Here is a 20,568-nt window from a genome sequence, read left to right on the forward strand (position 1 = left end):
GCAATCTATACGAGGTAGTAGTAATGCTTGGCGTCGCCGTTGGTGGCGACGGCATCCGCCACAATCTGCCCACCGGATTCGTCGAAGCCACGTAACGCGTGGGCGTAACGCACGGCCTTCAACGTCGCCGAAAATTCCTCGTCCTCTTCGGGGAAAACCCGCTCGGACGGGAACCACTGGTCGAATCCGACATTGGTCAGCAGCGTCCACAGGTCGCTTTGCACACCCGCCAGCAGTACGGTCACGCCGCGGTCGGATTCCTCCCGTACGAACTTCTCGATCCGCTCGATGACAACAGCATCCGGGTGGCGCACCCGCTTGACCCGCAACACCAGGAACTTGATGTCTTCTTTTTTGATCCGCTCCCCCAACGCTTCCAGGTAACGCTCGAGTTCGGGTGCGGCACCGAAGAATAGCTCGCCCTCGAAATCGTAGATGATGATGGACGGGTCGGCGGGATCACCCGGCACTCGTTCGCGGACCACTCGGTCTGGAGCTACCACCAACTCCCTGGCCTTCAGCTTCGCCGCGCGCGGCACGAACAGCAGGATCGACAGGGCGACACCGAGCAGCACTGCGGTGTCCAAGTCGATCAGCACTCCGGTGAACGCGGTGAGCAGGACCAGCCCCGCGTCATAACGGGATGCTCTTAACGCGTACCGCAGCCGCTTGTAATCGATCAGTCGCGCCGCGGTGATCAGCAGAAGACCCGCCAGCGCTGCCCGCGGCATGTAATGCAGCAACGGCGCGAACAACAGCACGGCCACGGCGACCGCTATGGAGGCGATCACTCCAGAGAATCGGGTGACCGCGCCGGCCTGGAAGTTGATCGGCGAGCGTGACACCGAACCCGACCCCGGAACGGCCTGGAAGAAGCCCCCGGCCAGGTTGGCCAGACCCTCGGCGATGATCTGCCGATTGTAGTCGAGCTTCTGACCACTTTGGTAAGCGATCGCCTTCGCGATCGAGAGCGCCTCGAGCAGGCCGATGAACGCGATGGCAAGGGCGCCTTCAGACAGCTGGCCTATTTCGCTGAGTTGCACGGACGGGATATGCGGCGCGGGCAGACTCTGCGGGATTTTCGCGGTCAGCGCCACAGCGGTTTTGCCGGCGTGATTTTCGGTCGACCATCCGGCGACGTAGGCGATCAGGGCTGCGAAGACGAGCACCGCCAGCAAGTCCAGCTGTGGCAGACCAAAGCGTTTGATCAGCCGACGGAAAACGACCGCGAGTACCACGGTCGCCACACTGATCACCAACGCGCGGTAGTTGATCGCGTCTCCGTGAAACAGGGTGAGGTAGGTGCGCTTGAACAACGGCATGCGCCCGTTGCCTTGGTCCTTCACGCCCAGCGCGTTACCGAGCTGACCCACCGCGATCAATAATGCCGCTGCCAGCAGGAAGCCCAGGATGACCGATTCGGAGATATATCGAGTCAGGTCACCGAGTTTGAACACGGCAATGAGTATTTGGAATGCGCCGACGAGAACACCCAGTAGGAACAGCGCCTCGAACAGGACCGTGCGATTCTCGGGGTCGAGGAATGCCAACGAGCTGAACACCAGCAGCGATATCGCACTCGTGGGTCCATTGATGAGGTGGGAGGACGACCCGAAGACTGACGCGACGAACGTCACGACGATCGCCGAGTAGACCCCGAATTTGGGATCGACGCCGGCCACCAATGCGTAGGTGATGCCTTGCGGCAGCGACACCGCCGCAACCGTGAGCCCGGCAATCAGATCACGGCGGGCTTTGTCCCCGGTGTAGTCCAGACTCTTCCAGCTCTGCGAAATACTCATGGTTTGTCCGTCTTTCGCCGATGGTGTGCCGACGCATTTCTGGCCGGAGCAGAGGAGACCACGTCGTAGATACCGTTGCTGCCGAAGAATTTTTCTCGCGCGTCAAACCAGTCTTTGGCGATCGCAGAGATCGGGAACAGTTCGATGGCGGGTAACCGGTCCTTGTGCCTGTCCAAGATCTCCGGCTTGAGCGGGCGATAGCCGTACTGGGCGATGGTCTCCTGCGCGGCGTCGGTGTAGAGATACTCCAGATACGCCTTGGCGTACGTCGCGATCTTCTTGTTCTCCAGGTTCGCATCGACCCAGGCAACCGCCGGCTCGGCTCGGATACTGACTGGCGGATAGACGATTTCGAGTTCGTCCTTGTCTTCCGCGACCTCGCGTAGTGCCTCGTTCTCCCAGGTTAGATGCACGTCGCCGATCTTTTCGACCGCATAGGTGGTGGCTGCACCGCGAGCGCCCGGGTCGGCGACCGCGACGTGACGCAGCAGCGCCCTGACGAAGTCGGAAGCCTGCGCATCGCTGCCTCCACGAGTGGTGACCGAACCCCAGGCGGCCAAGACGCTCAGTTTGCCGTTGCCAGAGGTGCGCGGGTCAGGCGAGACGACCTCGACGTCATCTTTGATCAGGTCCGGCCAGTCGTGAATCCCCTTCGGATTGTCCTTGCGCACCACGAACACGATCGTCGACGTATAGGGGACGGAATGGTTGGGTAGACGTTGTTGCCAATCCGGTGCTACGAGTCCACGCTTGCGCAACGCGTCGACATCACTCAGCAACGCCAACGACACGACGTCGGCCTTCTGCTTCCCAGCGATGACGTCAGCTGTCTGGCGTCCGGAACCGCCGTGAGATTGCTTGACTTCCACCGTAACGCCGGTTTGTCGCCGGTATTGGTCGACGAAGGTTTTGTCCAGCGCTGCGTATAGTTCCCGGGTCGGGTCGTAGGAGACATTGAGAATCTGGTCCGGCGAATTGTCGTGGTGCAGGTTGTGTATCGCGAGGAGGCTTGCCGCCAGGACAATGGCGACGACGCCGACGATATTGAGGCGGGGTACGGAAAATAGCGCTTTTCGCCAGCGCGACGATCCCTGCGTCGGCTCTGTCATTGCCGCCTCCATACCTATAACCGGAATCGTGAAAGTTGCCGGCCACCGGCGCCTGGGATTTGCAGCCTAGTGACCGGGTCTGGGATAGGCAGCGGTGTAAATCAGCCTGATTGCAACGGCCGGTCCGACAAGCGGCGACCTACCGCGTCCCCCACTTAGCCTGCGCCGCAGGGTTTTACGTCAGTCGGATCCGGTACGACGACGGCGTCGCCGCACCAGGAGCTGACGCACGACCCGTAACTGTCGGTCGTCACGCCCCGGTGCCCACAGTCCTATTAGGACAGCGCTCACCGCAATCAGAATGGCCAGCACCAACAGCGACGAATGCATGGCCTCGATGAACGCCGCCTTGCTGAGGTCGGACAGGCGGGCACCCGCCGGCCCCAGTCGTCGCGCGACCTCCAGCGCTTGACCCAGCGATGTGGAGGCGGAGTCGCCGACCGGTTTCGGGAATCCAATTAGGTTGGGAGCCAACGTCTTCGCATACTGTGCGGCCAACATCGATCCGGCGAGCGCGATACCGAGCGCGGCGCCGATTTCTCGCGTCGCATCGTTGACCGCCGAGGCCACCCCCTGCTTGTCATCGGGAGCGGTTGTCATGATCACCGACGTCGTTGGCGCGGTGCACAATCCGATACCGGTGCTCAGCACCAGCATCGGCCACGCGGCTCGCCAGTAGGGCGAGCCGGCCTTCACGCCGAGGAGGCAAATCAGCCCGAACGCTATGAGCATGAGCCCGCTGAACACGACCGCGCGCAAGCCGAGCCGGGGTAGATACCAGAACGACAGCACAGACAGCACCAGCATCGGCCCAAGGATGGGACTCAGCGCAAGCGCCGTCTTGTTCGGGCTGTATCCGAGGATCAGCTGCATGTACTGCATCAGCAGGAACATGTAGCCGAACATCGACAGGAAGAACACCGTGATCGTGGCCGCGCCGGCCGCGAATGCGGGCACCGCGAACAGCCGCACATCCAACAGCGGATAACGCTGCCGCACCTCGACAAATCCGAAGGCCAGACCCGACAGCAGGCCCACGCCGATGCTGGTAACCACCAGTGGGTGGGTCCACCCGCGTGTCGGCGCCTCAAGGATGCCGAACACAAGTGTCGCCACGGCGCCGCCGATGACCAGGGCGCCGCGCCAGTCCAATGGTTTCGCGTCGGCATCCCGGGAACTCGCGATGGTCAACGTCAGCACGAAAATGGTCAGCCCCGCACCCGCGAACGCCCAGAAGATCGCGTGCCACGACCAGAAGCTCAGCAGTCCGCCGGACCCAAGCATCCCAGCGACAGCTCCCGATCCGGCGACCCCGGCCCAGATGCCAACTGCCTTGTTCCGCTGGTCTTTTGGGTGAGCAGCGGTGATCAAGGACAGCGTGGCGGGCATGATCAGCGCCGCGCCGGCACCGGCGACCCCGCGGGAAACGACGACGACCATGGGGTCGGACAGAACGGCCGGTACCAAAGATGCCGCACCGAATATGGCAAGACCCACGAGCATCGCGCCGCGTCGGCCGTAGCGGTCACCAAGTGCTCCAGCCGGCAACAGCAGGCAGGCGAGCGCCAGGGTGTAGCTGTCGACGATCCAGGTCAGCTGGGCCTGGGTGGCCGACGTGGCGATCGCGATGTCGGGAAGCGCGGTGTTCAGCGCCACCATCGAGGAGATCACCAGCAACACGCCGAAGCATGCGACCGTGAGGAGCCAGAGCCGGGACCGTGTTGACAGGCCGCCGAGCGCGAAGTCGCCGTCGGGCCGCCGTTGGGTCAACGCGTCGACCATACGACACCCCACCCCCTTTCAAGACCGACCGTCTCGAAACGAGACTAGCAGTCTCGTTTCGAGCGCGCGCGGGGCACTGCCTCGGTCGGGTCGCCGCGGCCGCTGATGCCGGAGTTGGCCCCGGTGATCACGGCGATCTTGCGGTCGAGCAGTCCCATCAAAGTCTCCCGATGAAAGTGACGCTAAGAGCTTTCACCGTCGAGTTTGGCCCGCACCGTCGGGGTGGCGTCAAGGACCGCCCAGGCGACGAGCGGTTTCGGGCTGTCCACGATGGAGTAGTCACTGGCATCGCCGGAGACCACTCGGCTGCGTTCGCCATTGACACTCACTGGAATGTCGCCGGCGAGGGTGATCCGGTGCACAACGCGGTGTTGATTGCCATAGTCGGAGACCGCGTAGTGCTGGGTCGCACGGTTGTCCCATATCGCGACGTCCCCAAGTTGCCAGTTCCAGCGAATCGTGTTCTCCAGCCAGGTGATCCGATCCTGGAAGATCCGATACAACGCCTGCCATTCGGCGCCGTTGAGTCCGATGAACGACTTGGCGAAGGAGCCCAGCAGCAACGACTTCTCGCCCGATTCCGGATGCACCCGGACCACCGGGTGATGCGTCTCGTAGTGCGTCGAGTGGAATTCGGCGCCGTACTTCAGGATCGCCTCCGGGTCGGCTTCCACCGCCGCCAGCTTGGCGGGGTCGATCTGTGCATAGTCGAAGGCATTGTTGTGGACGGCCCACAGGTTTTCGGCGAGTTCCTTCAAAGGCTGGGGAAGCTGTTGGTATGCGGCGACGGTGGAGGCCCAGGTGGTAGTACCGCCGTAGGGCGGCAGCTCGACAGCGCGCAGGATAGAGGCTTTCGGCGGGCGGTCGACGAACGTGACGTCGGTGTGCCATTGATTGGCGCCGCCGCCGCCAATGGACTCCAGCCTCATCACCCGGCTGCCCTCGAACTTCAGCGTCGGATGAGGAGTGGTAGGCACACCCAAGGTCTCGGCGAACGCATAATGCGAGTCGTCGTCGAGGTGATCCTGTCCGCGGAAGAACACCACCTTGTGTTTGACCAGCGCTTGATTTATTGCCGCTGCCGTCTCGGCATCGATCGGGCCGAGCTGCACTCCATCGATGCGCGCACCGATGTTCTCGCCCAGCTGCACCACGCGAAGATCACTGGTCATCCCTGCTCCTTGGTCAAGTATCTTTAGTGTAGGCGGCTGTCTACACTGGCCTTGTCCGCTAATGTACACAGATGGCTACAGCGGAGGCAACGGTTTCGACCACGGCGAAGCCAATTGGCAAAGAGGAAGTCATCGCCGCGGTCCTGCAGGCGGCCAGTGAGCTATTTGCCGAAAAGGGACCGGCCGCGACATCCATTCGTGAGGTAGCCGCACGTGCCGGTGTCAACCACGGCCTGCTCCATCGCCACTTCGGTAGCAAGCGCCAGCTTTTGGCGGCGACATTGCAACATCTCGCCGACTCCGCGGCTGCCCTCCGCGAGTCCGGGGCTCCCCCCGCCGAAATCGAAGCCAGCTATGACTTTCAAGCCCGCGTCATGGTGCGTTCGACGCTCGATGGCTTTCCCGTCGAAGAACTCCAACAGCGGTTTCCCGGGATGGAAGCCTTTCTGGACGAGGTGCGGTCCGAACACAGCGATGAGCGCACAGCGCGACTGCTGGCTGCACACGGGATGGCGCTGCAGATCGGATGGGGACTTTTCGGACCGACCCTGCGAGTGGCGTTCGGATTGCAAGACCTCGACGACGGCGAGATCCGTGCAGCGGTCGCCGAACAGATCGCCAAAATCGTTGCAGCTCAATGACGAGACGGACGTCTAGTAAGAATCCATCCCGTACAGAACACTCTGTCTACGCGCGTTTCTGCTAGCTTGGCTGCTATGAAGACCGCGGATCCGCCAACGGCCGCGGGCCCCGCCGACCAGATCAGGCCGGCCCGGCCGGCTGACCGTCTCCTCGCTGCGGCGACGAAACTCTTTGCCACACATAGTATCCGCGCCGTGGGCGTCGACCGCATCCTGCGCGAAGCCGACTGCGCGAAGGCCAGCCTGTACAGCGCTTACGGCTCGAAAGACGCATTGGTCATCGCGTACCTGACGGAATTGGACCTCGCTGACCGGAACCGCTTCACGCAGGCGATCGAGGGACTCACCGACCCGGTCGCGAAGGCGCTGACCTTCTTCGATCTCGCACACGCCAACGGGCTGCGCCAGGACTTCCCGGGATGCCTTTACGCGAATGCCGCAACGGAGTTCCCGGGCGTGCGCTTCGAGCCCATCGATAACCACCGGCGATGGGTGCGAGCCGCGCTGAGTGGCTTCATCAAGGCCGCGGGCGTCCGACGGCCGGCGCCGACGGCGCGCCACGTCCAATTGCTGTACGACGGTGCATTGGCGGCGTCCAAGGTCGAACAGTCCGTCGAGCCGATTCGCTTCGGCCGTGCGCTCGCCGGCGATGCCATCGCCAAGGCGCTGGCCCGTCGTCCCTGACCCGCGCGACTTGTCTTCGAATCATCGCGATTCGATCGCACGGGCGGTCGATCTTCGTCCCACCGCCGAGCGCCCTGAGGGTCTGCGGCGGTAGAGCTCTGCCGCGGCCGGTCCGTCGTTCACGGCGTACATGACCTGGTCACGTACATTTCTTCGCGAAGGCCGCCGGCATCGAGGCACCGACGCGCCACGCCACGTCCCCGTCGCGCAACGCTCAATCCCCAGTCGGGCCGATAGACAGAGTGGTCTGTCTATGCCAGCGTGTGGGCTGTCACCGTCGAATTCTTCAAGGAGCGAGCACCATGACCACCGTTTCTGGCGAAGCCCTCGCGATCGACGCCGCCGGGCTGGACCGACTGTCCTGCAACGCGCAAGCCGACCCGGCCACCGGCAAGAAAACGCTGAAAGCAGAAACGCTGTGCGAGTCGGGCTTTCGTAATCTCACCTATGTGCGCGACTTGGCGCCGATGCTGGTGGGCGAACCGCCGGCCCTGCTGGGTGATGATGCGGCACCCAATCCCTCGGAAACAGTCCTGGCCGCACTGGGATCTTGCGTCGCGGTGGGCCTGCTCGCCAATGCCACCCATCGAGGCATCAGCCTGGCCAAGATCGAGGTGACCATGGAAGCCGACATCGACATCTCGGCGGTATGGGGCGTCGGCGATACGCCCGACGACAAGGTCCTCGGCTTCTCCGCGGTTCGTTGCCACGTGACCTTGGCCAGCGATGCCGACCCTGCCGTGCTGCAGGAAATCCACGACACCGCCATCCAGTGGTCTCCAGTGGTGAACACGTTACGACGGCCGGCAACAGTCGATTCCACCTTGGCCATCGAGTGATCGAAGCACCGGTATGACCACCGAGCTGGAATCCACCGCAGTAGCGGCAGCCTCTCGTCGGGGGCTGCTCACACCACAGGTCGTGAGCCAAATCGCCGCCAGCGCCGCCGCGCTGGACCGAGGAGAACAGGACACCCGCGACAACCTCGGACTGTTGGCGAACGGTGGGCTTCTCGGATTGGGCGCTCCCGACAACCACGATGGCGCACTGCCGGCGATGGCCTCGGCGGTCGCCGAGCTGGCCGGCCAGTGCATGTCGACGGCTTTTTCGCTGTGGGCGCATCGCATGACGGTGGAATATCTGACCGCCGCGGCCACCCCGTGGTCACGCGGGGTCGCCGACGATCTGCTCGGTGGTGCTGCGCTGGGTGTGACGGGCATGGCCTCGGCGTTCAAAGACGCCGCCGGGTGCGGATCTCTGGAATTGGCAGCGGTTTCCGTCGACGGCGGCTACCGGCTCAGTGGCAGCCTGCGCTGGGCCAGCAACCTGTATCGCGATTCGGTTATGGTGACGGCCGCGCGTACCGACTCCGATGAAAAGATCATCGTCGCACTGCCGCTGGCCACCCGGGGCGTCACGATCGGTGACCACTTCGACCTGCTCGCGCTGGGTAGCACCGCCTCGTCCTCGCTCACCCTCGACGATGCCTACGTCGGCGCTGACCAGATTCTCAGCCGTGACACCACAGCGTTTCTCAGCCGCGTCCGTCCGACATTTCTGGTACTGCAATCGGCATTGTGTGTTGGACTGGCCCGCCGGTGCCTGGACGAAGTCGCAGCCTCGCTGTCCGGCGTCAACGCAGTCTTCGCAACGGAATTCGAGGAGCTGACCGCCGAATTGGCCGGCGTTGAGTCCGGGGTGGCGGCGTTCGCCGAGGCCGTCGGCGGTCCGGCAACGCCCGGCAAGCGCGACCTGCTGACGCTGCGGCTGGGCGCGGCCGAGATCGTCAACGCGGCGGCGGCCCTCGAGATCCGGACCGCAGGCGGCAAGGGCTATGCGAGCCGCACCGGTGCCAGCCGGCGATTCCGTGAGGCCGCGTTCATCCCGGTGCAATCGCCCTCGGAAGCCCAGCTGCGCTGGGAACTTCGCAACTGCCCGTAAGCACCCGACACCTTCCCTTGGAGTAAACTCGTGACCTCATCAACGCTGACGACCAACGGCGCCGATCCACTGATCGAATCATTCAGCGGGCCAGCCAACCGCGACCCTTTCGAGCTGTTCACCATCGGCGAGATGACCACCCGGGTCGCCGAGATCGCCGTCGAAAAGGCCGCGCACCCATGGAGTTTCCTGGTGCGCTCGCTGGTCGGTGGTGCGATGGTGTCGTTCGGAGTATTACTGTCGCTGGTCGTCAGCACCGGCATTCCGGCACCCGGGCTTTCCAGCCTGCTGATGGGCTTGGCATTCGGGATGTCGTTCGCGCTCATCCTCGTATCGGGGATGTCGTTGATCACCGCGGACATGGCGGCCGGGGCCATGGCCATGCTGCAGCGGCGCATGACGGCCGTCAGCTACCTGCGCCTGCTAGTGATCGGGCTGATCGGCAACTGCGTCGGTGCTCTGGCGTTCGTCGCTGTGTGTGCCGCGGCCGGCGGCCCCTACCTCGGTGCGTTTGCGCAACGCGCCGCGGTGGTTGCGGCCGCCAAGACGTCGCAGTCGGCGCTGACCGCCGTTTTGCTGGCGGTGGTGTGCACGTGGTTTTTGCAGACATCGATGTGCCTGTTCTTCAAAGCCCGAACCGATGTCGCGCGAGTGGGATTCGCCTTCTACGGGCCGTTCGCCTTCGTCATCGGCGCCACCCAGCACGTCATCGCCAACATCGGTTTCCTCGGATTTCCGCTATTACTGTCCGCGTTTCACCCCGACGCACCACACACGGCGCTGACGTGGGGGTGGGGCGCCCATGGACTGCTGACCAACATCGCGATCACGACGGTGGGCAACCTGATCGGCGGCACCGTCTTCGTCGCGGTTCCGTTCCAACTCGTCACCAAGCTGCAGCAAGAAGGGCGCTGACCGAGCCGTGCGCGCCACGGCTCGTCACTGAAGATGTAGCTCTGTTACCGGAACGTGGCCGGCGTGTGCCCCTGGTTCGGCTAGGTTTACGACTCGGCTGATCTACAGCGAACCTGACGGCACAGGGCTGAGAATCAATGGCGGTCAAGGAGTTCTATGGATTACGAGGGTGCCCATACCCGTGACCTGATGTCGTTGGCACGCCGAGCATTGCGAAGCGACGCCGTCGACAAGGGAACACTTTGCGCAGCCGCAATCAGAGTTATCGACAACCCTCCCCGAGATGGCATCTTGCGAAGCCTGGCTGACCACGTTTGCCAATCCGTCTTCGACTGGGCTTGTTTCGACGGCTCCACTGCGCGATTGGAGGGCGTCGTAAAAGGTTACGAGACGGCGGCGCGTGCGCTGCACGCACTGCAGGTGGAAGAAAGGCTCAACACGCTGCGGCACTGAGCGAAATCCGTTGCGGTCTCCTACGCCAACTTCGCGGTGAGGTAACCGGAACCACCGCCAAACGACGCCAGCTCGTCATCAGGCAACTCAAATCCGTTGGTGGCGTATGCATGTTCGGTTGTCCGGATGTCCGTTTGCCAACCGTGCGCGGCGAGGTAGTCGGCGGCAGGGTTGCGGTCGCCGGAGTAGAACAACTCGGCGAGGTTGATGTTGGAGCCGATTCGCTGCGACCGCGCGGTGAGCCGCTCCGCCCAATCAGCCGGAACGTCCCGTAGGTCCATGTGTTCGGTCGCGATGCGGCTACCCGGTGCCGAGAGAGCCGCGATGTTGTCGAACAGTCGGTCTTGCGCGTCCGGTGGCAGGTAGACCAGCAGACCTTCGGCGCTCCAAGCCGTCGGCTGCTGAGTGTCGAATCCGGCTTCGACCAAGGCCGCCGGCCAGTCGTCGCGCAAATCGATTGCCACCGTTCGCCGTTCGGCAGCGGGTTGGGCGCCCAGAGCGGCCAGAGTCCGGGTCTTGAATGCGATGACCTGAGGTTGGTCGATTTCATAAACCACCGTGCCGGCCGGCCAACGCAGTCGGTAGGCCCGGGTGTCCAAGCCCGACGCCAGGATCACGGCCTGCCGGATGCCGGACTCGGTCGCCTGCACGAAAAAGTCGTCGAAGAAGCGGGTGCGCACGGTGATCTGTTCGTTCATCGCGCGACGATTCAGCAGCGGATCATCGCTCTGGGCGATCTCGCCGTCGATCAGCTTCACGAAAGTGTCGATGCCAACCGCCCGAACCAGCGGGTCAGCCCAGGGGTCGTTCAGCAACGCATCGGGATGTTGTGAGGCCATCGCGCGTGACGCGGCGACTGCGGTTGCGGTCGCGCCAACGCTGGACGCCAGATCCCACGTGTCCTTGTCAGTACGAGCCATGTCGGCAGCCTTTCTGCAGGTGTGATTTACTTAGCCCAATTAACTATATCAGGCAGTCGCGGCAGGCCGCCAAAACCTAGCCCAGCTTGGCGTATTCGGCGCGGAGCGCATCAAGATGGCGCAGCGTCTCGTCGCGGGGCTGAGTCGGCAATTCGACAGTGACGTGTTCGATCCCAAGATCGCGGTAGCCCGCCAAGACCTCAGCTGTGACCTTTCCGACGTGCGAGCTGATCACCGGCACGTCGGATCCGGCGATATCGCGCAGCTTCGCCAGATCGCCGGAGAGTGCATCGGCAGACGCGCTCAGTGAGAGCCAGCCGGCGCCGAGCTCGGTGATGCGGGAGAAGTTCGCCGGACCACCCCCGAAGTACAGCGGCGGATGCGGCTTCGTCACCGGCTTCGGCCAACTGTAGATCGGGTCGAAGTCGACGAACTCGCCGTGAAACTCGGCCTCGTCCTGTGTCCAGATCTCGATCATCGCCCGGAGTCGCTCGTCCACTACGCGACCTCGCACTCGCGGATCGACACCATGATTCGCGATCTCCTCGCGCAGCCAGCCGACACCCACGCCGAACTCAAAACGCCCTCGCGACACCAGGTCCAGCGAGGCCACTTCTTTGGCCAGCTGGATCGGGTCGCGTTGAGCCAATAATGAGATGCCGGTACCCAACAGCAACGAGTCGGTCGCCACCGCGACGGCCGTCAACGACACAAACGGGTCGAGCGTTCGGTAGTACTGCGGCGGAATCGGTCCGCCCATCGGGTAGGGAGTCTTCGTGTTGACCGGTATGTGGGAATGCTCCGTGACGAACAGCGACCCGAAGCCGCGTGTCTCGAGTGCGACACCGAGGTCGACCGGTCCGATGGCCGTGTCGTTGAGAAACGTGAACACTCCAAAACGCATGTGCGTTTCCTTCCTCGCGCAGCAGATACCACCGGAGCCAATCAACTGCGCCAACAGTCAGGGTTATTCCGGAGGCGCCCGCTGCCCGCAGTAGCCTCACTGCTGTGGTGACCCGCGATCACGGCGATATTGGAGACGCACCTTCGGCGCCACCGCCGTTGCAGACGCCGACAAACTCGGCGCGGCCGTCGGCGGCGGAGCAGGCCCGTACCATCGCCGCCGCCAACAATGCGGCAACGCTGGCGACGTTGACCTCCGACGGTGATCCATGGGCGTCGCTGGTCGCCTACGGATTGCTGGGCGGGGCGCCAGTGCTGTGCGTGTCGAACCTGGCCGAGCACGGCCGCAACCTGGCCGAGGACCCGCGGGCCAGCCTGTCGATCGTGACGGCGAGCGGCGACACCGACCCGCTGTCCACCAGCCGCATTACCTTGGCCGGCGTCGTCACACCTGCTGCCGGCGATGGGGACGCGGCGCGGGCGGCATACCTCGATGCGGTACCCGCTTCCAGGTTTTACGTCAACTTCAGCGACTTCAGGCTGTGGGTGCTACGGGTCCAGCGGGTGCGTTGGGTCGGTGGATACGGCCGCATGGATTCGGCCACCGCTGAGCAATACCTCGCCGCTGATCCGGATCCGGTGACCCCGGCCGGGGGCCGCGCGATCGCGCACCTCAACGCCGATCACGCCGACGCCCTGGCGGCGATGGCCCAAGCATTCGGCGGCTACCCCGACACCGATAACGCGGTATGCACCGGCGTCGACCGCTACGGCCTCGACCTACGGGTGCACACCCCGCGCGGAGTCGCCTACACCCGCGTGGGCTTCCCCGAGCCGCTGCATTCCGCTGATCAATTACGCTCTGTCACTGCCGATTTGGCTCATGCAGCGAGTTCAGCAAATTAGCGGTTGTACGCGCTAAGCCTTCTTTTTCGCGTGGGTCGAGCAGCAATGCACCATCTCGCAATGGTAGCGGTCACTGCATTCAGGCGAACAATAAACGGATGCGGCCGGAAGCCATTCCGGATCGGACAGGTCACGCCATCGGTCGTCCGGATCGAACGTGTGGCCGCAATGTACGCAGGTCTTGATCTTGACCTTGGTCTTGGTAGCCATGCCATTCAGGGTACCCGCCATGGCCCGACATCGGTGCTGCTTTCAGGGTCGACGGCGAGCAATCGGCGACTCGCAAAACGCAAGCCGTGCAATTCATTTGCGCCAGTGAATTAATTACTTTCTGAAACTAACCCAGCCGTCTTCGGTTTTCGCTATCGCCGCGGGTCGACACGTCCGCACGGTCATTTCCACGAGATCGACGGCAACAGGAACGGGCGGAGAATTAGCGCTTCACAGCGAAATTGCCGGTAGCGCATAGCGTTTCCATGTCTCTGACTCAATAACCGTCTCGGAGGGCATCTCGTCTTACAACACGGTCTGTGTGGAGTGTCGCTGTGTCCTGTCGGCACGATCGGGTGGAGCACAACGAGCGGTCTGGCTGCGGGCGGGTGCGCGGCTCCGACGCGACGGCGCACCGCAGGAATTAACTGGGCAGCTATGGCGTTCGGCCTGCGGTGGCGCACACGAGGATTTGTCTTAATATCAGCCCATCGAGCGTTCCCGGGCGAAGGCGGAGGGCACGGCTTTGAAGATTCTCAAGCGCGCATGGGTTCCGCTCGTCGTGCTCGTGGCGCTGGTCATCGGCGGCGTCGGGGTTTTCCGACTCAATGGCGTCTTCCCAGGACCCGGTTTGCCTAAGCCCGATCCCCGGGATGCGACCCCGCCGTACGCGGCCAAGACCGCCATCTACGAGATCCTGGGACCGCCGGGGACGACAGGCGTCGTGAACTGGATGGACGCGGAGTCGCTACCACAGAAGGCCAACTTCACCACGTTGCCGTGGTCGAAGACGATCGTCGCCGCGATGCCCGGCATCTTCGCCTACGTCGTCGCCCAAGGTGACGGCCCATCCATCGGCTGCCGGATCACGGTCGACGGCAAATTGGTCGATCAACAACAGGTCAACACGCAGGACGCGCAGGTTTCCTGCTTGGATAAGTCCGCGTGACCGACGAGACGAGCGACACGGACCAGATCCCCGTCGTCCAGCGCACCGAAGTTGAGCGCAAACCGCGTCTGGCCCGCACGATGCGCGTCCTGGCGTTGCCGATCATCGTGGTCTGGGTCCTGATCGCGGTCGGCGTCAACATCTTCGTCCCACAGCTGGAGAAGGTTGCCGAGGAAGTCTCGGTGCCGCTCTCGCCATCCGATGCCCCTTCGGTCACCGGGATGAAGCACATCGGGGAGAAATTCAAGGAGTACGACTCCGACAACCTCGTGCTGGTGACGCTGGTCGGTGAGAAACCTCTCGGCCAGGACGCTCACCGGTACTACGACGATCTGGTCACAAAGCTCAATCAGGACCACGAACACGTCGAGCACGCGCTGAATTTCTGGGGCCAGCGGTTCACGTCCTCGGGTGTCGAGAGCTACGACCACAAAGCCGCCTACGTCCAGGTCAACCTGCGCGGTGACCAGGGCGGAGCCGTCGGCGACAAGTCGGTTGACGCAGTTCGCAAGATTGTGGACGATTCGAAGCCGCCGCCGGGGGTGAAGGCCTACGTCGCCGGTCAGGGGGCCCTGACCGACGACACGATCGTTGTAGGCAACGCGAGCCTGGCCAAGATGACGATCATCACCATCATCATCATCGCAATCATGCTGATGTTCGTCTATCGGTCCATCGGCACCGTACTGCTGACGATGGTCATCCTGTTCGTCGGTCTGGCGACCGGCCGAGGCGTGATAGCGCTGCTGGGCGAAACCGGCATCATGGGCCTGTCGACCTTCGCCGTCAACTTACTGACGGCACTGGCCATCGCGGCGGGTACCGACTACGCGATATTCATGGTCGGCCGCTACCAGGAAGGCCGGGAACGGGGGCTGGACCGCGAAGCCGCCTACTACGACATGTTCGCCGGTGTCAGCAAAGTGGTGCTGGGCTCGGGTCTGACGATTGTCGGGGCGCTGTTCTGTCTGAAAGCAACTCGGCTGCCCTACTTCAGTTCGCTGGCGGTTCCCTGCGCAGTAGGTCTGCTGGTCGTGGTAACCGCCGGGGTAACCCTGACGCCGGCGCTGATCGCGTTCGCCAGCGGCTTCGGTCTTTTCGACCCGAAGCGCGAGTTCAATTACACCCGGTGGCGCCGTCTGGCGACGGCCATCGTGCGGTGGCCAGCGCCCATTCTCGCCATCTCCGTCATCCTGGCGATCGTCGGCGCCCTGGGCTTGGCGGGCTTCACCCCGCGCTACAACGACCTGTATTACTTGCCGGACAGCGCTTCGTCAGTAAAGGCGTACAACGCGGCCGATCAACACTTCACCCAGGCCCGGCTGAATCCGGACCTGCTGATGATCGAATCCGACCACGATCTGCGCAATCCCACCGACATGCTGGTCCTGGACAAGGTCGCCGGCGCCATCTTCCGGGTGCCCGGCATCGAACGCGTGCAGAGCATCACCAGACCACTTGGCCCGCCAATCGAAGACGGATCCATTCCGTTCCAGCTCAGCGTGCAGAGCGCGCCGATCCGGAGCAACCTCAATTACCTGAGGGACCGTGTCGGCGACATCAAGAAGATCAGCGGTTTCCTCGACACTCAGATCGCCCTATTGGAGCGCCAGTACACGGTTACCCAGGAGCTGGCGAACGCGGCGGACGACAGCTCGAAAACCACGGGCGACACCGCGGCCATCACGGATCAAATTCGAGACAACATAGCCAATTTCGACGATTTCTGGAGACCGATTCGCAGTTACTTCTATTGGGAGAAGCACTGCTACGACATCCCGATCTGCTGGTCAATGCGAGGGCTGTTCGACGCCCTGGACGGGTTCGATCAGCTCGCCGAGCAGTTTCACAAACTCACGAAAGACCTCGGCGACACGGCTAAAGCCACACACGAACTGCTGGCGATTATTCCTGAGAACATCGCTGTCTCGAAGGCGATCCGGGATACGACGCTGACCATCTACAGCACGTTCGACAGTCTGATCGATCAGTTTGATCGTTTGACCGACACGAACGCCGTGATGGGCAAGTCGTTCAACGACTCTCGGGTCGAGAGCCTGTTCTACCTGCCGCCCGAGATCTTCCAGAACTCCGACTTTCAGTTTGGCTTGAGCTTGATGGTGTCGCCGGACGGCAAAGCCGCCCGCTTCATCATCACCCACGCAGTGGATCCGGCGACGACGAAGGGAATCGCGTCCGTCGATCAGGAGCGCCAAGCGGCCAAGGAAGCGCTGAAACTCACCTCGCTGGAGAACGCCGACATCTATCTCGGCGGTACGGCCGCAACGTTTTACGACATCGCCAACGGCGCCAAGTACGACCTGATGATCGCCGGGGTGGCCTCGATTGTGCTGATCTTCATCATCATGGTGATCGTCACCCGCGCGTTGGTCGCTGCGGGCGTCATCGTCGGCACGATCGTAATGTCGTTGGGGGCCGCCTTCGGGTTCTCCACACTGATCTGGCAGCACCTTGGTAACTTCCAGTTGCACTGGGTGGCAACCGAATTCGCGTTGATCGTGCTCTTGGCTGTGGGATCCGATTACAACCTGATGCTGGTCTCCCGAATCGAGGAGGAGATCGGCGCCGGCCTGAAAACGGGACTCATCCGCGGCATGGGTGTTACCGGCCCGGTGGTTACTGCCGCCGGTGTGGTGTTCGCCGTCACCATGGGCACGATGATCACCAGCGATCTCCGGGCGATCGGTCAATTCGGCACGACGATCGGCATCGGCCTGCTGTTCGACACCTTCGTTGTCCGATCGCTCATCACGCCGTCGATCATGACGGTGATGGGACGCTGGTTCTGGTGGCCGAAGCGGGTACGGGTCCGCCCGGCCAGCCAGATGCTTCGGTCCATCGGGCCGCGCCCACTGGTTCGTGCACTGTTGCACCAGCCGCGGCACGCGGTCCCGCCGGGTCCGCAGACGTAGTATCCGGCACGGCACGCGCCCGCCGATCGCGGGATCGGAGTGGTGGCAAAAGCGTCGGCGCGCCGTGGCACTGGATCGTTACCTGCGGCGCGGTATCCCCTACATCAAGATGGGCACCGGCAAGCGTGCCGGGATTCGCTACACGCGGGCCGATGTCGTGAGGTGGCTGGCCGACAACCGCACCGCGTCGTGACCGGCGTCAACTGCGACGTGCCGACCGCCGGCGCCGTAACTAACATCGACACAGGCGCCCGAAAGGAATTGCACAGTGGCAACGATTGAGACGTACCAGACCAAGAGCGGCAAGAAGCTGTGGGAAGTCAGACACTGCACCCCCAGCGGCCGCGCCAGCCGTAGCCGCGGAAATGAGACAAACCGCGACGCAAAGGAATTCGCGTCCAGCGTCGAAGTGTCCAAGATGCGCGGCGAGAACATCGGCAAGCTGTGGACACGAGACACCGCCGAAAACTGATGGTAATGAATCCACTCAATGACGTTGTCGCCCGCCAATACGAGCGATACCCGTATCCCCCCCCAATGGATGACGTCACATCGGCCATTGCGGGCGAAGAATGGTTCGACCCATCCCACCGCCACCGGATTTTCTGGCCTGATCGAGACTACAAGCCAGATCTGGACATTTTGATAGCCGGATGCGGCACGAACCAGGCGGCGATCTTCGCACTCGCAAATCCTGCGGCCTCGGTAGTGGGAATCGACGTGAGCCAGTCGTCGCTGAATAATGAGCGCCATCTGAAGGATAAACACCAGCTGTCGAATCTGCAGTTGCATCGGCTGCCGATCGAGGAGGTATCGACGCTAGAGCAGGACTTCGACCTCATTGTGTCGACTGGCGTCCTGCACCACATGGCTGACCCCCTGGCCGGACTGACGGCGCTTGGCGAGTGCCTGCGCAGCGACGGCGCTTTGGGCGTCATGCTCTACGCGAAGTACGGCCGGATCGGCGTCGACATGGTGGAATCGATCTTCCAGGATTTGGGGCTCGGTCAGGATGAGCCGTCGATAGAGGCCGCTCGAAAGATAATCCTGTCGCTGCCTTCGAATCACCTCGTTCACAGTCATCTCAAGGCAGCCGCCCGGTCGATACTACCGCCACAGAAGGAGGTCTCTGCCCTGTTCGAGGCAGTTACGTGGGTGACCGACACGTTCTTGCATGGCCGTCAACGAACCTACACGGTTGAGGAGTGTGTGGACCTGGTGGCTTCAGCCGGGCTGATCTTCCAGGGATGGCTACACAAGACACCCTATTATCCGCACGAGCTATTCACGTCGGGAAACTCACTCAGTTCGGCGGTTAGCGGCCTGTCGGACGAGGTCAAAATCTGGTCGGTGATGGAGCGCGTACTTGCCCCAGCATCTCATTGGTTCATAGCGTGTCGTCCAGACCGACCGAAGCAAAGCTACCTGATCGACTTCTCGACTCCCGAGGCGCTCGAATACATACCGCAGTGGCACGCAGGATGCGGGTTCGCCAACAACATGATCTTCCAGCCGACCATCCAGATGAATCTGCAGCCACTTTTTTGCCCATTTGCCGAGCACGTTGATGGGCATCGAACAATCAGAGAAATCAGTGCCCTCGTTGCTTCAACGATCGAGTTGCGTGTTAACGGTCGGTCGACGGATGTCACAGACGCCCAGAGGCGAGGCCGCGAATTATTTAAGGGACTGTGGTGCCTGGATTTCGTCTTGATAGCGATAAAGGGGGACGGCACACCGCCAACTGATCCCGCATGCGCAACCAAGTGAGCTTGTTGCCGCGGCCAACAGGGTGCCGCCGCTGCGCGCTGCGGTATCCACTGGACGAGGTCGGCAAGGTGGAGCGCGGCCAACGCAGCCTTCGGTTGGAGACCATCATCAAGATCGCCGCCGGACTCGACATCGATGCTGGGGACCTTGTAACGGAATTGCCATTGCCGCCGGAACCGGAGTGATGATGCGGGCTCACGTTTGAGCCCCCAATGGTGTGCACCTATGTGTGCAGTCAGAGCGTAGAAAACGCTGCTACCTGTGCGCCGTCAGGGTTTCGAACCCCGGACCCGCTGATTAAGAGTCAGCTGCTCTACCAACTGAGCTAACGGCGCTTTGGTCTGGCAAGACCGCGTTGCGACAATAACAGGCGTCCTGTCGCGGAGCGAAATCTTGGACGCTTCCAGAATAGCCCTCGAAGCGGCGAGCTTTCGTCCGGTGCTCGCGGGGCCGCTCGGATGCACAACCTGTCGATTTGGTCACCCTTGACGATGAGCCCAGCCATGCTGGCGCGGCGAGGGCCAAAGACGCTCTAGAATGCCTGCAGCTACCTCTGGTCAGCGGTGACCAATTCGAGAATTTGGATGGAAGGTCACTCGATGACGCCTTTGCGCGCACGGCAATCGTGGCTGGCAGCCGCGATGGTGCCGGTTGCTGCGTTTGGCGTCGCCTGCGGCGGCAACCACGTGGCGGCGCCGGCGAAGGTCATCTTCGACAAGGGCACCCCGTTCGCTGATCTGCTGGTGCCGAAGCTCACTTCCTCGGTGAGTGACGGTGCCGTCGGGGTGACGGTGGATGCACCGGTGATGGTGAACGTTGCTGACGGGGTGCTCGCGTCGGTCACCATGGTCAACGAGAACGGCAAGTCCATCGGTGGGCAACTGAGTCCCGACGGACTGCGCTGGTCGACCACCGAGCAGCTCGGCTACAACCGGCGCTACACCCTGACCGCGAAGGCACAGGGCCTGGGTAGCGCGGCGAACCGGCAGATGACCTTCGAGACCAGTTCACCTGCGCACCTGACCATGCCCTACGTCAGCCCGGTCGACGGTGAGGTGGTGGGCATCGGTGAGCCGGTGGCGATCCGCTTCGACGAGAACATCGCGAACCGGGCGGCCGCCCAAAAGGCCATCACTATCACCACCAACCCACCCGTCGAGGGCGCCTTCTACTGGCTAACCAACCGCGAAGTTCGTTGGCGCCCAGAGCATTTCTGGAAGCAGGGAACTGCGATTGACGTGGCGGTCAACACCTACGGTGTGGATCTGGGCGACGGGATGTTCGGCCAGGACAACGTCAAGACGCACTTCACCGTCGGTGACGAGGTGATTTCGACGGCCGACGACACCACCAAGCTGGTGACCGTGCGGGTCAACGGTGAAGTCGTCAAGACCATGCCGACGTCGATGGGCAAGGACAGCGCCCCAACGGCCAACGGCGTCTACATCATTGGTGCACGGTTCAAGCACATCATCATG

General features: G+C 62.8%; 21 protein-coding genes and 1 tRNA gene. 14 read left to right on the forward strand and 8 right to left on the reverse strand.

Going from position 1 to position 20,568, the window contains the following annotated elements; genetic code table 11:
* Nucleotides 1-5 precede the first annotated feature (5 nt).
* The 4 genes from VGG53_RS16480 to VGG53_RS16495 form a co-directional block, all read right to left on the reverse strand.
* Nucleotides 6-1,802 (reverse strand): SulP family inorganic anion transporter, encoded by a 1,797-nt coding sequence (locus VGG53_RS16480; protein ID WP_331519136.1) that lies wholly within the window; start codon nucleotides 1,800-1,802, stop codon nucleotides 6-8.
* Nucleotides 1,799-2,911: a sulfate ABC transporter substrate-binding protein gene (locus VGG53_RS16485; RefSeq protein ID WP_331519138.1), complete on the reverse strand. Its 1,113-nt coding sequence runs from the start codon at nucleotides 2,909-2,911 to the stop codon at nucleotides 1,799-1,801. The genes VGG53_RS16480 and VGG53_RS16485 overlap by 4 nt, the downstream gene beginning before the upstream one ends.
* Before the next feature lie 180 nt (nucleotides 2,912-3,091).
* Entirely contained in the window at nucleotides 3,092-4,681 is a 1,590-nt protein-coding gene (locus VGG53_RS16490) for an MFS transporter (RefSeq protein WP_331519139.1), read from the reverse strand.
* Between the two features lie 194 nt (nucleotides 4,682-4,875).
* Nucleotides 4,876-5,865, reverse strand: a complete 990-nt coding sequence (locus VGG53_RS16495) for a TauD/TfdA family dioxygenase (RefSeq protein WP_331519140.1) — start codon at nucleotides 5,863-5,865, stop codon at nucleotides 4,876-4,878.
* A gap of 71 nt (nucleotides 5,866-5,936) precedes the next feature.
* Between VGG53_RS16495 and VGG53_RS16500 the strand changes: the two genes are divergently transcribed.
* From VGG53_RS16500 to VGG53_RS16525, 6 genes are all read left to right on the forward strand, one after another.
* Complete coding sequence (locus tag VGG53_RS16500; RefSeq protein WP_331519141.1) at nucleotides 5,937-6,506, forward strand: helix-turn-helix domain-containing protein; 570 nt, start codon at nucleotides 5,937-5,939, stop codon at nucleotides 6,504-6,506.
* A 75-nt stretch (nucleotides 6,507-6,581) separates the two neighbouring features.
* Nucleotides 6,582-7,190 (forward strand): TetR/AcrR family transcriptional regulator, encoded by a 609-nt coding sequence (locus VGG53_RS16505; protein WP_331519142.1) that lies wholly within the window; start codon nucleotides 6,582-6,584, stop codon nucleotides 7,188-7,190.
* Nucleotides 7,191-7,492: 302 nt separating this feature from the next.
* Nucleotides 7,493-8,029, forward strand: coding sequence for an OsmC family protein (locus tag VGG53_RS16510; protein ID WP_331519143.1), 537 nt, complete (start codon nucleotides 7,493-7,495; stop codon nucleotides 8,027-8,029).
* A gap of 13 nt (nucleotides 8,030-8,042) precedes the next feature.
* Nucleotides 8,043-9,131 carry an acyl-CoA dehydrogenase family protein gene (locus VGG53_RS16515; RefSeq protein ID WP_331519144.1) on the forward strand — a complete coding sequence of 363 codons (1,089 nt, stop codon included), beginning with the start codon at nucleotides 8,043-8,045 and terminating at the stop codon, nucleotides 9,129-9,131.
* A gap of 45 nt (nucleotides 9,132-9,176) precedes the next feature.
* Nucleotides 9,177-10,046: a formate/nitrite transporter family protein gene (locus tag VGG53_RS16520; RefSeq protein WP_331519157.1), complete on the forward strand. Its 870-nt coding sequence runs from the start codon at nucleotides 9,177-9,179 to the stop codon at nucleotides 10,044-10,046.
* Nucleotides 10,047-10,202: 156 nt separating this feature from the next.
* Nucleotides 10,203-10,499 carry a hypothetical protein gene (locus VGG53_RS16525; protein WP_331519145.1) on the forward strand — a complete coding sequence of 99 codons (297 nt, stop codon included), beginning with the start codon at nucleotides 10,203-10,205 and terminating at the stop codon, nucleotides 10,497-10,499.
* 20 nt (nucleotides 10,500-10,519) lie between these two features.
* Here the strand turns inward: VGG53_RS16525 and VGG53_RS16530 are convergent, their stop codons facing one another.
* The gene (locus tag VGG53_RS16530) at nucleotides 10,520-11,419 is read right to left on the reverse strand and encodes a class I SAM-dependent methyltransferase (protein WP_331519146.1); all 900 of its coding nucleotides are present in this window, start codon (nucleotides 11,417-11,419) and stop codon (nucleotides 10,520-10,522) included.
* Nucleotides 11,420-11,495: 76 nt separating this feature from the next.
* Nucleotides 11,496-12,323, reverse strand: a complete 828-nt coding sequence (locus tag VGG53_RS16535; RefSeq protein ID WP_331519147.1) for an LLM class F420-dependent oxidoreductase — start codon at nucleotides 12,321-12,323, stop codon at nucleotides 11,496-11,498.
* A gap of 104 nt (nucleotides 12,324-12,427) precedes the next feature.
* On the opposite strand from VGG53_RS16535, the gene VGG53_RS16540 reads away from it, so the two are divergent.
* Nucleotides 12,428-13,228 (forward strand): HugZ family protein, encoded by an 801-nt coding sequence (locus tag VGG53_RS16540; protein ID WP_331519148.1) that lies wholly within the window; start codon nucleotides 12,428-12,430, stop codon nucleotides 13,226-13,228.
* 12 nt (nucleotides 13,229-13,240) lie between these two features.
* Here VGG53_RS16540 and VGG53_RS16545 read toward each other — a convergent pair whose 3' ends face one another.
* The gene (locus VGG53_RS16545) at nucleotides 13,241-13,438 is read right to left on the reverse strand and encodes a ferric uptake regulation protein (protein WP_331519149.1); all 198 of its coding nucleotides are present in this window, start codon (nucleotides 13,436-13,438) and stop codon (nucleotides 13,241-13,243) included.
* Between the two features lie 526 nt (nucleotides 13,439-13,964).
* Between VGG53_RS16545 and VGG53_RS16550 the strand changes: the two genes are divergently transcribed.
* The 6 genes from VGG53_RS16550 (at nucleotide 13,965) to VGG53_RS16575 (ending at nucleotide 19,275) form a co-directional block, all read left to right on the forward strand.
* The gene (locus tag VGG53_RS16550) at nucleotides 13,965-14,387 is read left to right on the forward strand and encodes an MmpS family transport accessory protein (protein ID WP_331519150.1); all 423 of its coding nucleotides are present in this window, start codon (nucleotides 13,965-13,967) and stop codon (nucleotides 14,385-14,387) included.
* Nucleotides 14,384-17,320, forward strand: a complete 2,937-nt coding sequence (locus VGG53_RS16555; RefSeq protein WP_331519151.1) for an RND family transporter — start codon at nucleotides 14,384-14,386, stop codon at nucleotides 17,318-17,320. Before VGG53_RS16550 ends, VGG53_RS16555 begins: the two co-directional genes overlap by 4 nt.
* A gap of 64 nt (nucleotides 17,321-17,384) precedes the next feature.
* On the forward strand, nucleotides 17,385-17,513 hold the full coding sequence (locus VGG53_RS16560; RefSeq protein WP_331519152.1) for a hypothetical protein: 129 nt from the start codon (nucleotides 17,385-17,387) through the stop codon (nucleotides 17,511-17,513).
* Nucleotides 17,514-17,588: 75 nt separating this feature from the next.
* Nucleotides 17,589-17,792 carry a hypothetical protein gene (locus VGG53_RS16565; RefSeq protein ID WP_331519153.1) on the forward strand — a complete coding sequence of 68 codons (204 nt, stop codon included), beginning with the start codon at nucleotides 17,589-17,591 and terminating at the stop codon, nucleotides 17,790-17,792.
* Entirely contained in the window at nucleotides 17,792-19,090 is a 1,299-nt protein-coding gene (locus tag VGG53_RS16570; protein ID WP_331519158.1) for a class I SAM-dependent methyltransferase, read from the forward strand. The genes VGG53_RS16565 and VGG53_RS16570 overlap by 1 nt, the downstream gene beginning before the upstream one ends.
* Nucleotides 19,075-19,275 carry a hypothetical protein gene (locus VGG53_RS16575; protein ID WP_331519154.1) on the forward strand — a complete coding sequence of 67 codons (201 nt, stop codon included), beginning with the start codon at nucleotides 19,075-19,077 and terminating at the stop codon, nucleotides 19,273-19,275. Before VGG53_RS16570 ends, VGG53_RS16575 begins: the two co-directional genes overlap by 16 nt.
* Before the next feature lie 77 nt (nucleotides 19,276-19,352).
* On the opposite strand, the gene VGG53_RS16580 is transcribed toward VGG53_RS16575, so the two are convergent.
* Nucleotides 19,353-19,425: transfer RNA gene (locus VGG53_RS16580), tRNA-Lys, on the reverse strand.
* Nucleotides 19,426-19,674: 249 nt separating this feature from the next.
* On the opposite strand from VGG53_RS16580, the gene VGG53_RS16585 reads away from it, so the two are divergent.
* Nucleotides 19,675-20,568, forward strand: an 894-nt coding sequence (locus VGG53_RS16585; protein WP_331519155.1) for an Ig-like domain-containing protein, incomplete at its 3' end; no start/stop codon positions are given.

The organism is Mycobacterium sp. (genome assembly GCF_036490025.1).
GTDB lineage: Bacteria > Actinomycetota > Actinomycetes > Mycobacteriales > Mycobacteriaceae > Mycobacterium.